Raw genomic sequence first — 12,681 nt, 5'->3', positions numbered from 1 at the left:
AAATATAAAAGATCTTTACCCGCAGAACTATAAGCAAATTATTGACAAATCAAATATGTAGTTCGTAGGGCGGATACGAAGTGTTACGATGTCAACAACCCGCGTCTTAGGAACAATTTCTGTTTGGGAATAATTATCCATGAAGACCACTGAAATATAATCGGACTATGCAAAATTATAAACACACACTCCTTATTATACTGACTATTGTCGCCGTTCTTTTGGGATACGAACTATTACGAAGAAAGGTCGGTAGTTTTGCCGGATCCTATCCTTTTGCTGAAAAGTGGACGATAGCTGCTCCGCTGGACAGCGTTAAAAATACCATAGTTAAGTTAAAAAATAATGATCCAATGCTTTTTCCTGCAAAAGACGTATTACAGTTTGATATTGATCATACGGGGTATTATTCGAAAGTGGATTTCTATTATGAAGATAGTCAGCAGGTTGTGAAAACGCTACTGCGGGAAAGAAAGAGCAGTGAAACAACGTTGACTTTGGTTGAGTTTGAAAACAGCGAAAACGACGAGTTAAAAAAAATGAATAGGGATTTTAATTATTTTGACAACAGGAAGGAGATCAAAAAGTTTGAACGGTTGATTTATGACAAAATAATCGAAAAGTTAGAGGAAAGTCATGCTGGAATGAATTAAACCGACGAAAATGGATAAAGCGAATTACGAAGTTTATAACGATTGACCATAAAAAGGGGGAATCTATCCCCCTTTCTTTAACAGCGTATTTCCTTTCGCATGAAAAAATAATAAGAAGCAGCAAAACACACAATTGTGCAGGCAACCAACGCTACCATCTGCGACCAGGCCACTTTAATGCTTTCCCAGATAGGCAAAGGTGATGGAATGGCTCCCTGCAATTGCTCCATATGCAAAGGGCCAAGACTTCTGATGGATGGCATGAGCAACATATTGGTGCCGTCGCTATAAAGCTGGCTCGGCGCAAAGCGCATGAGTGTCAGCATAAAATGTTGATATTGCATGATTTCGGCTTCCGAAGCATACGGGTTCGGTTGTACAGCTTTTGCTACGATATTGATAATGATGGGGTAGAACACCGTGAAGAACAACCAAATCGCAATGGCCACTAAAGCAGATGTTGCGGTATGTCTGAACCGAACCGAAAACAGAATGGATAAATTGAGCCAAAAAGCGACATATACGATGGTTAACAACGTGAAAAGAAAGAGCCGGTTACATTCCATCAGCGTTGGTGGAAAACCTACCAGTAACGTTGCCATTCCTATGGTTAGAAGAACAAGGGAAGTAAATAAAACACCTATCACCGTTAATGCACCAATAAATTTAGCGTTGAGGAAATAATCCCGGTGGATAGGTTGTGACAAAATACGACCCAAGGTGCGTCCGTTAAATTCGGAATTAACGGCGTCAAATCCCAAACAGATGCCGAGCAAAGGTCCCAAAAAACCAACGAATAGATGGAACGATGGCATGGTACCATCAGATGTCGTAAAAATCTTGAGGAAGAAAAATGCGGCATCGGGATCATTAGGAGCTGGTGCGGTATTTTTTAACGCCTGCAAAGCCGTGTATAAAGAGGCTACACACGTAAGCAAAATGATAGCCAACAGGATAATAAATTTCCAGCTTCGGATATGATCGGCAATTTCTTTCTTCACTAAAATGGAGAAAGCATACAGGTTATTATTTTTATTTAGCGTCATTTGTAGACCCTCCTTCGAAATAATGTGCGTAAATATCTTCTATACCATAGGTGCGCTGTTGCAGCTGTGTTATATTAATATCGTGTTCAACCAGCTTCTTGGCTAGATGATGGACGATGATTTCATCGGCATCGATATGGAACAGATCGTTTTGTTGTTCGATTGTCTTGACATCTTGCATAGCTTCCAAAATATCGCGGGCTCGCTGTATATCTGTTTGATGTACTTTGAGTTGTATATGACGTGGTTTGTCTTGAAACAAGTGTGTTGCCAAATTTTGAATAGGACCATCGGCGACCAATTTGCCTTTGATAAACAAGCCAACACGATCGCAGATTTGTTGTACTTGATAAAGCTGATGGCTGGATAGCAAGACCGTCAGCTTCTCTTCACGGCTCAGACGCAATATCAACGAAGTGAAATCTTTGACGCCCATGGGATCTAAACCTAATGTCGGTTCGTCCAGAATCAATACTTTGGGATCTTTTATCAAACTGTCAGCCAAGCCGAGGCGTTGCCGCATCCCTCTGGAAAATTTACCTACTTTTTTTTCAGCAACGTCTTGAAGCCCCACTTTTTCCAATAAGAAAAGGGAACGTCGTTTAGCTTCCGTATAAGAAATTCCATTCAATTGCGCGGTCAATACCAGATTCTCCAGTGCGGTCCAACTCTCATAAAAACCGATATTGTCGGGAAGATATCCCACTAGGCGTTTGACAGCGATGGGCGACCGAACGGGGTCGGTTCCACAAACCTCGATTTCGCCTGATGTTGGTTCACTTAGACCGAGAAGCATCAAGATCGTGGTCGATTTTCCGGCACCGTTTGGCCCCAATAATCCGAAAATCTCACCGGTTGCGATGTCAAGATCCAGCTGATCTACCGCCGTGAAATCCCCATACTTTTTCGTTAGTTGCCGTACACGAATAATAGGGTTATCCATTTTATCTCCTTCCATATTTGCGGATCAAAAAATAAACCAGTGCAACGGCGATAGCGATAATAAGAATACCCACCCATCCCCATAATAATGAAGTCTCTACGGTTACGCGGAACTTTACACTGTCACTTGTTTCGTTATTTTTTGCATCCAAAGTAATTTGGTAGTCGCCTGCAACGGCTTTCTTAGCGGGTTTAATGATCGCCGTAACGGTTTGGCTCTCGCCGGCTTTAAGGCTGCTGATCCGGCTAGGCTCAAAATGAGCTTCCCATTGCGAAGGGGCGGAGGCATTGAGATTGATTTGACTCAGATCGGAACTACCGGTATTTTTAACCTGAAATTGGATCGATTTGTTTCGATTGGCAGTTGCTGTTGTGCTCAACAGCCCCTCCGGCGTAGTCAGTTGTATTCCGTAAGAACCTGTAATGACGACTTCCAAAGAAAGATCCGATTGATTGAGTGGACTTTGGGCAAATAATGGAATCGTATATTTTCCTTTTTTAACGCTTTCCGGAGGAAGGATTTCGATTAAGATATCTTTTCGTTGGTTACCTTCTATATTAACCGAGGATACCTGCTTTCCGTCTACTTTGAATGTTGCTCCCCATCCCGGTTGCAGATTGGCACCGAGACGATATACCTGTGCATCCGAAGAACGGTTTAACAGGGAAGCATTGAAGGTAAAAGTTGATTTGGCCGAACCCTCCATATTGGTTTGCGGGCTGTTGAATTCGGACGATGATTTCCCATCGGTGGTGACATCAACAGTTAGTGGTAAGGATGATTCACCTTGCGCAACCAGCTGGAATCGATACTGCCCTTTTTCTATTTTGGAAGGTACAATGACCTTTAAGTTAAGCGATTTCCGTTCTTTTGGTAAAACGGAGATCTCCTCCGCAGTATAGTTTCCTGACTTCATTTCGTAATCCCAGCCTTTTGGCAGATTTTGAAGGCTGATTCTTCCGTTTCGTGTAGACGAGCTGTTGTTGATTAGTTCCACATTGTAGTCGATGACCTCCCCTGGAGATACCGAAACCTTTGGATAGGTGGTGTACAATTGTAGGCTTTGGGTTAAGGCAGTCTGCGATGCCAAAATCATGCCCAATAAATAGATTATCCGACTTTTTAGCATAAAGTAAAAATTTTAAAAAGAGTTGGTTTTAGTAATTATTGTACTAAAATAAAAAGCCTTCGACATTGCTGTCAAGGGCTTTAACATTTTTTTACATTATCGCATCACCAGGCATTCCTCAGAAAAGCCCCGTATATAACGCTCTATAGCATGCCACCATCTACAGGTATGACCTGTCCATTGATATACGAGGATAAGTCAGAAGCTAAGAATAAACAAGCATTGGCTACATCTTCTGCTTCTCCGGCACGTTTTAACGGAATATTCGCTTCCCATCCAGCAACGACTTTTGGATCAAGCACGTCTGTCATTTCTGTACGGATAAACCCTGGAGCGATCACATTTGTACGGATATTTCTGGAACCCAGTTCTTTCGCTACAGATTTAGAAAAACCGATAATTCCCGCTTTGGAAGCCGCATAGTTTGCTTGTCCGGCATTACCCTGCACACCGACAACCGAACTCATATTGATAAACGACCCTTTGCGGTTTTTCATCATAATTTTCGAGGCGGCTTTGGTCACATTGAAAATGGATTTAAGATTGATATTTATCACATCATCCCAATTTTCTTCCGTCATGCGCATCAATAGACCATCTTTTGTAATCCCTGCATTGTTGACGACAACGTCGATTGTTCCAAATTCCGCGACAATATCTTCTATTAATTTTTCTGCCTCCTCAAATTTTGATGCATCGGAGCGGAAACCTTTTACGCGCGTGCCAAAAGTTTGTAATTCTTTCTCTAAAGCTTCTCCTTTTTCTACAGAAGATAAATAAGTAAACGCAACGTTTGCTCCCTGTTGAGCAAAAACTTCAGCGATTTTTCTGCCGATGCCTTTTGATGCTCCCGTAACCAGAGCTGTTTTGCCTTCTAATAATTTCATATTTATATGATTCTAACTTCACGTTTAATTCAACAAACCTAAATAAAATGCTTTGCATTCACCAATACCTAATTAAAAAAACAAGTATACGTAATGCTGCACCCTGTGCTATTTCCAATATAAATACGAGTTTAGGCAATAATATTATTTATGTGCGTTGTATATATAGGAAAGTTTTCGAAAAACGAATGAGTATGAACAAGAATAAATTTATTATGCAGAAACTAAAAGTAATGTTATTAGCCGGAATGATGATGGTTGGCCTTGGAACTATGGCGCAGGAACTGGATCCAATGCAGGAACCGGAATTAAAAGAAGATTTCAAAAAAGACGAGTTAATATCTTTTGTAAAGGCGAGCTCCAAAGTGGAAGCTATACAAATGGGGGTACGAGAGAGTATGGCGGACGCGGTTAAAGAAGAAGGCCTAACGGTGGAGAAGTTTAATACGATGGCGCAGGCACAAGAAAATTCAGAGGAGGGGATTCAAAATGAAAGTGCCGAAGATCAGAAAATGTTCAACAATGCTTTTGAAAAAATAATGAAAATTCAAGATGAAATTGGAGGAGATATTCAAGAAGCAATAAAAGAAGAGGGTATTGAAATACAGACATTTGAACAAATTATGCATGCTTATCAAAACAGCGAAAAGGTAAAGGGCGAATTAGATGGTGTTGTGCTAGAATTACAACAGGAACAAAGCGCGCAACCTCAGCCATAAGATTTACCAATCAACAATACGAACATCATAAAGCCCGTGGATATTAAATATTCATGGGTTTTTATTTTTGAAAGAATTTTGACATTTCCATTAGATTATAACCGATTTGAATGTTAATTTTGTACGCAATTTCGAAACTATGGGTAAAAAAGCTAAAAAATCTGAAGTCGATGTCGTATTGATTGGTGCAGGTATTATGAGTGCTACATTGGGAACCTTAATCAATGAGCTAAGTCCTGATATCAATATCGAAATCATCGAACGGCTGGACGTTGTTGCTGCCGAAAGTTCAGATGCCTGGAACAATGCCGGTACAGGGCACTCTGCCTTATGTGAATTAAATTATACGCCAGAGCAACCCGATGGTAGTGTTAAAATAGATAAGGCCATTAATATTGCTGAACAATTCGAGATTTCTAAACAGTTTTGGGCCTATTTAGTAGAAAAAGGAATTCTAAAAAATCCAACCGAGTTTATCCGTCAAGTGCCGCATATGAGTGCCGTATTTGGTGAAAAAGACGTCCAGTTTTTACGCACACGCTACGAGGCGATGGAAAAAGAGAACCTATTCAAGGGTATGCTATATACTGAAGATAAAACGCTCTTGCAAGATTGGATCCCCTTGATGATGGAGAATCGTTCCAGAGATGAGGCGATGGCAGCCACACGGATGGACATTGGAACGGATGTTAACTTCGGTTCGTTAACGCGTGATTTAGTTCGCCATCTGCAAACGAAAGACAATATTAAACTCTCCCTTAACCAGGAAGTACGTGATATAGACCGTGAGGACGATGGACGTTGGACAGTGGAGACTAAAGATTTGAACACCGGTGAGCGACGCGAAATAAAAGCGCGATTTGTGTTTATCGGTGCGGGAGGACGTTCTTTGCTTCTTCTGGAAAAATCCGGTATTCCCGAAGCAAAGGGGTATGGTGGATTTCCGGTTGGCGGACAATGGCTGCGCTGTACCAATAACGAGATTATAGAAAAACATCATGCTAAAGTATATGGAAAAGCGTCGGTAGGTGCACCCCCCATGTCTGTTCCTCACTTGGATACCCGTTATATTGACGGCGAACAAGCACTTTTGTTCGGCCCATATGCAGGTTTTTCGACGAAATTCTTAAAGAAAGGTTCTTATTTTGATCTTCCAGCATCGATTAAATTATCGAATATTAAACCGATGATTTCTGCTGGTCTGCATAACCTGGACTTGACAAAATATCTGATTACGGAGGTGATGAAAAGTCCATCGGATAAATTGGATGCACTAAAACAATTTATGCCAACGGCAAAATTGGAAGACTGGAAAGTAGAAGTTGCCGGACAACGGGTGCAGGTTATAAAAAAAGATCCGAAACACGGTGGCATCTTGGAGTTTGGTACGGAAGTAGTATCAAGTGCCGATGGCTCAATAGCAGCTTTATTGGGTGCTTCTCCGGGAGCATCTACATCCGTACCTATCATGATCAATCTGTTGAAACGTTGTTTCCCAGAGAGAGCAAAATCGGACGAATATCGTAAAAAGCTTCGTGAGCTTATCCCGTCATGGGGTAAAAATTTAAATGATGATCCAGCCTTATGCGAAGAGGTGAGAAGTCGTTCAAAAGAGGCTTTACAATTAGCGTAAACGAAAAATATACTTTATGGGGTGCTTTCAAGTGATTCCTGAGTCGCTTGACTTACAAGGCTGAGAATATACCCAATCCCGTCATATACAGGGAAGGAACCTGATCCAGGTAATGCTGGCGTAGGAATGATAGAATATGCATATAGCTGAATTTTTTGAACAAATACAAAACGGTTTTCTTCAAACCTCATGGCTAGAGCGGCTAGCGGTGCTTTTCGGTATCGTACAAGTGCTTTTATCCCGTAAAAACAAAATATCCAATTATTTCTTTGGTATCATTGGCATTTGCCTGACTATCTCTGTGCTTTATGATGCGAAGCTCTACGCCGAGATCCTGCTGCATGCGTATTACCTGATTATGAGTATTTATGGTCTCTGGTATTGGAAATTTCGAAATCACAGCCAACAACAGATACGTATTACGCACTGTAATAAACAAGATTGGTCTATTGTCGTTGGCATTGTCGTAGGTGGCTATTTTATGCTGTTTGTTTTTTTGACATACTTTACCGATTCGGATGTACCGATAATGGATGCGTTTGTTTCCAGTACGGCGTGGGCAGGAATGTGGTTGCTTGCGAAACGCAAAATCGAAAACTGGATGTTGCTGAATATTAGCAATTTCGTCGCTATACCTTTGTTGTTCCACAAGGAATTATATCTTTTTGCCTGTTTAACAATCTTCCTGTTTGTCGTCGCGATATCCGGCTATATAAAATGGAAGAAAATAATGTCCACTCAATTTTAATCATATTATGCTTAATACCGACATCCGATACATTATTAGAGATAATATGCATGCTAGCATCGAGAGAAGAGTATTAACAACCGAATTGCTGGATCTGATATATCAGCAAAATTGGTTTAACTTATGGGTGCCTAGTATTTATGGAGGGCTAAATGTGGAATTGAAAGCTGGCTGTCAGTTGTTGGATGAATTGGCATACGTCGATGGTGGTTTTGGTTGGACGGTCACCCTCTGTGCCGGTGCCAATATGTTCGCTGGATTTATTGAACCTACGTTGGCGGAAAGAATCTTCAAACAACATAATGTGTGTTGGGGTGGAAGCGGTAAACCTTCGGGAAGGGCCGATAAAGTAGGAAATAGTTTTATCATCAATGGATCGTGGAAATATGCTACGGGTGCTCCTCATTTAACGCATTTTACTTTAAACGCTTGGATATATGAAGATGGAGAGCCTGTCTTTGATACTAGCGGAGAACCGATATACCATTCTTTTTTTGTAGACCGGGAGGATGTGCTTGTCCATTACGATTGGGATACATTTGGATTGGAATGCACGGCAAGCCATAGTTTTTCTATTAGCGAATTGAAAGTTCCGGAGGAACGCGCTTTTGATCTACATCCTGATAAGCGCACAAGCCAAGAACCTATTTTTTATTATCCGTTTATGACGTTCGCCGAATGCACATTGGCAGTGAATTATGTCGGCATGTTTAGGCGTTTTCTTGATCTTTTCGAAAAGCAACTTCTAATTAAAGCATCTGATCCGGAGTGGGCTGCGGAGAAAGGAAAAATATTGTTTAAGAAGGTCGACGCGATAAGAAGCGCTTTTGAAGAGAAGCGTAATCGTCTTTATCAGCTCATGGACGAAACTTGGAATAAGAGAGAACCCAAAAAAGAATTTTTGGTAGAAATATCGACAATAAGTAGAGAACTTGCAGACGATGTTCGAACTGGAACAATAGATTTGTTCCCATATACAGGCATTGCTGGCGCACAGCGCGATAACGAGTTGAATATTGTGTTTCGTCATATTTTTACGGCTTCGCAACATGCTTTATTAAACACCTAGTAGTCCGCTCATCTAAAACACATCTTTAAGGTGCTTGTAATTACTTTTAATGATATTTGCAACATCTTTAAAGTCACCGTGAAGCATCATCTTGCCCATGGAAGACGCCATTCCTTTTAACTGCTCAAATTCTATTTTTGGAGGCATGGCGAGTGAATCGGGATTGGTGTACACATGAATCAAGGCAGGTCCGTTAACAGCGAATGCATGCTGCAATGTTATTTCCACATCATTTGGAGAATCTACCGTAAAACTGTTCATTCCCATGGCTTCACCTATTTTGGCAAAATCAGGATTATACATATCGGTTTCACCGTCGGGTAATCCCTCGACTTGCATCTCTAATCTTACCATACCTAGCGATCGGTTGTCGAAAACCACTATTTTTATAGGAAGTTTATATTGCACCACCGTCGCCAGATCGCCCATCATCATCGATAACCCACCGTCACCACAAAGTGCAATAACTTGCTGGGTCGGTCTCGCAAGTGCAGCTCCAATGGCATGCGGTAATGCGTTGGCCATCGACCCATGGGTAAACGATCCCAATAATACCCTTTTTCCAGTTGCATGTAAGTATCGAGCTCCCCATACACAGCACATGCCGGTATCCACCGTAAAAATGGCGTCATCATTGGCTAATCTATTAATGGTATCGGTTAAAAATTCTGGCGATATAGCGTGTTGCTTACCGGTATCTTCTACATACGTACGGAGTGACTTCTTAACATCCTGATATTTATCCAATTGTTTTTGCAGGAATGCATCATCCTTTTTCCCTTCAATGAATGGAAGTAATGCTTCCAACGTATCTTTTATATTTCCTGCTAAGCCTAAAGAAACGTTAGCTTTCCGTCCTAGACGCTCCGCACGGCTATCGACCTGGATAATTTCGAGTTCATCCGGCATAAACTCTTTATATGGAAAATCTGTTCCTAGCAGCAATAACAGTTCTGCATGATGCATGGCGTAAAAGGCTGAGGGCAATCCGAGTAATCCGGTCATACCCACTTCATAGGGATTGTCATATTGTATACCCATTTTGCCCCGAAAAGAATAAGCTACAGGCGATTTCAGCAAACCTGCCAATGCGATGACTTCTTGGTGTGCTTCGCTAGCGCCAAACCCGCAAAAAACGGTGATTTTGGTTGCTTTATTTAACCTTTGGGCTAATTCGCGAAGCTCATTGTCTGCAGGTCGGAAAACCGCACGTTGTTTCAAAAGATAGGGTGTAACACTACTTTCTTCGGCTTTTTGCTTCGTGAGATCTCCGGGAAGTCCCAAAACAGCTACTTCTCTCTTGGTGTACGCATGTTGTAATGCCGCTTGCAACATGCGGGGAAGTTGTTTCGGGGTGGTAGCGATTTCGTTATATCCACTACAATCTGCGAAAAGTTTTATCGTGTTGGTCTCTTGAAAATAACCCGTGCCAAATTCGTCTGTTGCACAGGTTGAAGCAATGGCCAATACCGGAACATTATTACGTTGTGCCTCATACAATCCATTGATCAGGTGTACATGTCCTGGACCACTGCTTCCTGCACAACAAGCAATACCATTGAGTTCCGCTTCCGCAGCAGCAGCAAAAGCACCTGTCTCTTCATGCCGCACGTGTATCCATTCCACGTCGTCCGATCGCCGCACCGCATCATTCACTTCATTTAGACTGTCGCCGGCGACCGCATAAATACGTTTAATGCCCGCCTGTGCTATTGTTTCTACGAGTTGATCTGCTACAAGTTTTGCCATATTATTTTGTAAAAAGGGTTACCTATAAAACACGATTTGCAGCAAATGGTTTTTTCAAAAAAGTCTCGTAAAGGTTGCTTTTTGGCAAAGCGTAGAATTTGATTTGTAAATAAAAATATTTAATATTGCCTTCACAGTTATAATCCATTGTTTCATTGAACCGGTCAAAGCACATATATATAGCCTATAGTTTAGACGAACTTTTGCAGCTTGTGAGAGAGTCGGATAGCCTTGCTTTTGATGAACTGTACCGCCGAACCTGGAAGAAATTATATACCCATGCTTTCCAAAAATTACGAGATGAAGATCTGGCTAAAGATGTGGTGCAGGAAGTTTTTGTAGACTTTTGGAACAAAAGACAAATTAGGGATATCCAAAATGTAGAGGCCTACCTAGTGCAAGCAGTGAAATTTAAGGTGATTGATAGGTTCCGAAAAAAGGATTTTATCGTGGAAGAAATTGACGACTTCGCTGAGGTACTGGCAAACAGTGAGTTTTCAGACAGTAAATTGCTGGATGATGAATTGAATACGCTGCTGAACTATTGGATAAACCAACTTCCAAACAAGCGAAAGGAGATTTTCTTGTTGAAATACGAGGAGGGGCTTAGTACGGAAGAGATCGGTAAGCTGCTAAATATATCTACCAAAACTGTTCAAAATCAGGTTCTTAATGCTGCTACATTTCTGCGTAGTTTGATGCATAAAATTTTATTTATATTTTTTTTATTTTTTTTTGGGAGTTAGCACCCCTTTCTACGACATATAAGAAAGCAACGATTGTAAACCATTTCTTGTATGTCTAGAAATTCCAATAGGATCAAAAATAAACTTTCGACTATCTTTAAAAGATATGTCAAAGGCGAGGCATCGGCTGAAGAAGAACGTTTCGTAGAGCGTTTCTACCAACAGATTGGTCAGCAAAAGGAAGGTGCATATATCAATTTTGACCGTCTGGAGCAAGAAATTAAACAGACCATCGATAACCAGATATCTTCAAAAAACAAGGTTATAAAGCTTGGTCATAACCCATACATCCGACTTGCCGCTTGTTTGTTGCTTGTCTGTACGGCAGCTTTTATCATTTTTCGTATGAGCGTATCGGATGGTACTTCCGAGAGTTTGCAAGCTGTCCACGTAACAAAAGAAAATCCGATTTTGTCTATTGGTGCAGAAAAATCATACGACCTGGATGAAGAAGTGAAAGATAGTTCTACCTATCGTGTAATCGATGATCAAAAGGTGTTTTTGTTGTCTTCATTAACGGAAGAAATGACAGATAATGCGCCACGGAAAATTACAAACCCCACCAAAAAAGTCTTTACATTTTTGTTAGATGACGGAAGCCAGGTTTGGTTGAATGCGCATTCTTCTATCGAATTTATGCCTAGCTTCAACAAGACAGAACGTGTTGTACATGTATCAGGTGAAGTCAGTTTAGATGTTTCGAAACGTATACAGGATGGGAAACCATTGCCCTTCTTTGTCAAAACACCTTTACAGACGGTGGAGGTGTTAGGAACACAGTTTAGTGTGAATACACAAGAGGCTGGTGAAGAAAGTGTGGTTCTGCTGGAAGGGAAAATAAAACTGGAGCATAATGTATATAAGACTTCCGTGGTACTCGCGCCTAATCAAAAAGCATTTTTAAGCACGGACAATAACCGCATACTCGTGGCATCCGCGGATGAGAACAATAAGGTTCGCGCTTGGCGGAAGGGGCTCTTTCATTTTGAAGGCGAGCGGGTCGCGGACGTCATGAAAGAACTCGCACAATGGTACGAGCAGCCTATTCAAGTAAGCCCGGCTGTACGAAACTTGCCCATTACCGGTATGATAACTCGGTATGAGCAGTTGACGGACGTATTGCAGATAATAGAAATGACGAATAATATAACGTTCGTAGAAAAGAAAGGAGTGATGTATGTAACGACGAATGAATAAACCTAGAGGGAAGATAAAAAATTAGAGGTGCGGCGAACACCCCTAATGAAGAGGACGCTTTTTTGGCGCCCCCATGTATTGATCATGTTTAAATCAACATTCAAATGTATAAATTACTAACGAGAATTAATACACTAAAAAGGTGTAAAGGGAGATTATTAT

12 protein-coding genes are annotated in these 12,681 nt (G+C 41.2%); 7 read left to right on the top strand and 5 right to left on the bottom strand.

All coding sequences use genetic code 11. The features are described from left to right. Positions 1–167 precede the first annotated feature (167 nt). Positions 168–653, top strand: coding sequence for a hypothetical protein (locus FXV77_RS13665; protein ID WP_148919791.1), 486 nt, complete (start codon positions 168–170; stop codon positions 651–653). 77 nt (positions 654–730) lie between these two features. On the opposite strand, the gene FXV77_RS13660 is transcribed toward FXV77_RS13665, so the two are convergent. The 4 genes from FXV77_RS13660 to fabG form a co-directional block, all read right to left on the bottom strand. Next, complete coding sequence (locus FXV77_RS13660) at positions 731–1,699, bottom strand: ABC transporter permease (RefSeq protein ID WP_148919790.1); 969 nt, start codon at positions 1,697–1,699, stop codon at positions 731–733. Then, positions 1,686–2,657: an ABC transporter ATP-binding protein gene (locus tag FXV77_RS13655; RefSeq protein WP_246162466.1), complete on the bottom strand. Its 972-nt coding sequence runs from the start codon at positions 2,655–2,657 to the stop codon at positions 1,686–1,688. Before FXV77_RS13655 ends, FXV77_RS13660 begins: the two co-directional genes overlap by 14 nt. Further along, the gene (locus tag FXV77_RS13650) at positions 2,644–3,771 is read right to left on the bottom strand and encodes a COG1470 family protein (RefSeq protein ID WP_148919789.1); all 1,128 of its coding nucleotides are present in this window, start codon (positions 3,769–3,771) and stop codon (positions 2,644–2,646) included. Before FXV77_RS13650 ends, FXV77_RS13655 begins: the two co-directional genes overlap by 14 nt. 143 nt (positions 3,772–3,914) lie before the next feature. Next, complete coding sequence (gene fabG / locus FXV77_RS13645) at positions 3,915–4,658, bottom strand: 3-oxoacyl-[acyl-carrier-protein] reductase (protein ID WP_148919788.1); 744 nt, start codon at positions 4,656–4,658, stop codon at positions 3,915–3,917. Positions 4,659–4,852: 194 nt separating this feature from the next. Between fabG and FXV77_RS13640 the strand changes: the two genes are divergently transcribed. The 4 genes from FXV77_RS13640 to FXV77_RS13625 all read left to right on the top strand — a co-directional run bounded on the left by FXV77_RS13640 (position 4,853) and on the right by FXV77_RS13625 (position 8,827). After that, entirely contained in the window at positions 4,853–5,377 is a 525-nt protein-coding gene (locus tag FXV77_RS13640; RefSeq protein WP_187444132.1) for a DUF4168 domain-containing protein, read from the top strand. A 139-nt stretch (positions 5,378–5,516) separates the two neighbouring features. Continuing rightward, complete coding sequence (locus FXV77_RS13635; protein ID WP_148919786.1) at positions 5,517–7,010, top strand: malate:quinone oxidoreductase; 1,494 nt, start codon at positions 5,517–5,519, stop codon at positions 7,008–7,010. Positions 7,011–7,146: 136 nt separating this feature from the next. Continuing rightward, complete coding sequence (gene pnuC / locus FXV77_RS13630) at positions 7,147–7,758, top strand: nicotinamide riboside transporter PnuC (protein ID WP_148919785.1); 612 nt, start codon at positions 7,147–7,149, stop codon at positions 7,756–7,758. Between the two features lie 46 nt (positions 7,759–7,804). Further along, on the top strand, positions 7,805–8,827 hold the full coding sequence (locus tag FXV77_RS13625; protein ID WP_148919784.1) for an acyl-CoA dehydrogenase family protein: 1,023 nt from the start codon (positions 7,805–7,807) through the stop codon (positions 8,825–8,827). Between the two features lie 12 nt (positions 8,828–8,839). Here FXV77_RS13625 and FXV77_RS13620 read toward each other — a convergent pair whose 3' ends face one another. Beyond that, positions 8,840–10,576, bottom strand: coding sequence for a thiamine pyrophosphate-dependent enzyme (locus tag FXV77_RS13620; protein WP_148919783.1), 1,737 nt, complete (start codon positions 10,574–10,576; stop codon positions 8,840–8,842). A gap of 155 nt (positions 10,577–10,731) precedes the next feature. Here FXV77_RS13620 and FXV77_RS13615 point away from each other — a divergent pair, with 155 nt between their 5' ends. Together FXV77_RS13615 and FXV77_RS13610 are read left to right on the top strand one after the other, a co-directional pair. Then, the gene (locus FXV77_RS13615; RefSeq protein ID WP_317132154.1) at positions 10,732–11,322 is read left to right on the top strand and encodes an RNA polymerase sigma factor; all 591 of its coding nucleotides are present in this window, start codon (positions 10,732–10,734) and stop codon (positions 11,320–11,322) included. Positions 11,323–11,373: 51 nt separating this feature from the next. Then, entirely contained in the window at positions 11,374–12,519 is a 1,146-nt protein-coding gene (locus FXV77_RS13610; RefSeq protein ID WP_148919781.1) for a FecR family protein, read from the top strand. Positions 12,520–12,681 lie beyond the last annotated feature (162 nt).

Origin of the sequence: Sphingobacterium phlebotomi, from assembly GCF_008180195.1 — a bacterium.
Taxonomy (GTDB): domain Bacteria; phylum Bacteroidota; class Bacteroidia; order Sphingobacteriales; family Sphingobacteriaceae; genus Sphingobacterium; species Sphingobacterium phlebotomi.
The sequence above is the reverse complement of the archived record's forward strand: the minus strand, read 5'-3'. Positions and strand labels throughout refer to the sequence as shown.

Excerpts from the sequence above, each read along its gene's own strand:
- fabG (WP_148919788.1), bottom strand. The coding sequence starts at position 4,658 with ATGAAATTATTAGAAGGCAAAACAGCTCTGGTTACGGGAGCATCAAAA.
- FXV77_RS13610 (WP_148919781.1), top strand. The coding sequence starts at position 11,374 with ATGTCTAGAAATTCCAATAGGATCAAAAATAAACTTTCGACTATCTTT.
- FXV77_RS13635 (WP_148919786.1), top strand. The coding sequence starts at position 5,517 with ATGGGTAAAAAAGCTAAAAAATCTGAAGTCGATGTCGTATTGATTGGT.
- FXV77_RS13650 (WP_148919789.1), bottom strand. The coding sequence starts at position 3,771 with ATGCTAAAAAGTCGGATAATCTATTTATTGGGCATGATTTTGGCATCG.
- pnuC (WP_148919785.1), top strand. The coding sequence starts at position 7,147 with ATGCATATAGCTGAATTTTTTGAACAAATACAAAACGGTTTTCTTCAA.
- FXV77_RS13665 (WP_148919791.1), top strand. The coding sequence starts at position 168 with ATGCAAAATTATAAACACACACTCCTTATTATACTGACTATTGTCGCC.
- FXV77_RS13660 (WP_148919790.1), bottom strand. The coding sequence starts at position 1,699 with ATGACGCTAAATAAAAATAATAACCTGTATGCTTTCTCCATTTTAGTG.
- FXV77_RS13655 (WP_246162466.1), bottom strand. The coding sequence starts at position 2,657 with ATGGAAGGAGATAAAATGGATAACCCTATTATTCGTGTACGGCAACTA.
- FXV77_RS13620 (WP_148919783.1), bottom strand. The coding sequence starts at position 10,576 with ATGGCAAAACTTGTAGCAGATCAACTCGTAGAAACAATAGCACAGGCG.
- FXV77_RS13625 (WP_148919784.1), top strand. The coding sequence starts at position 7,805 with ATGCATGCTAGCATCGAGAGAAGAGTATTAACAACCGAATTGCTGGAT.
- FXV77_RS13640 (WP_187444132.1), top strand. The coding sequence starts at position 4,853 with ATGAACAAGAATAAATTTATTATGCAGAAACTAAAAGTAATGTTATTA.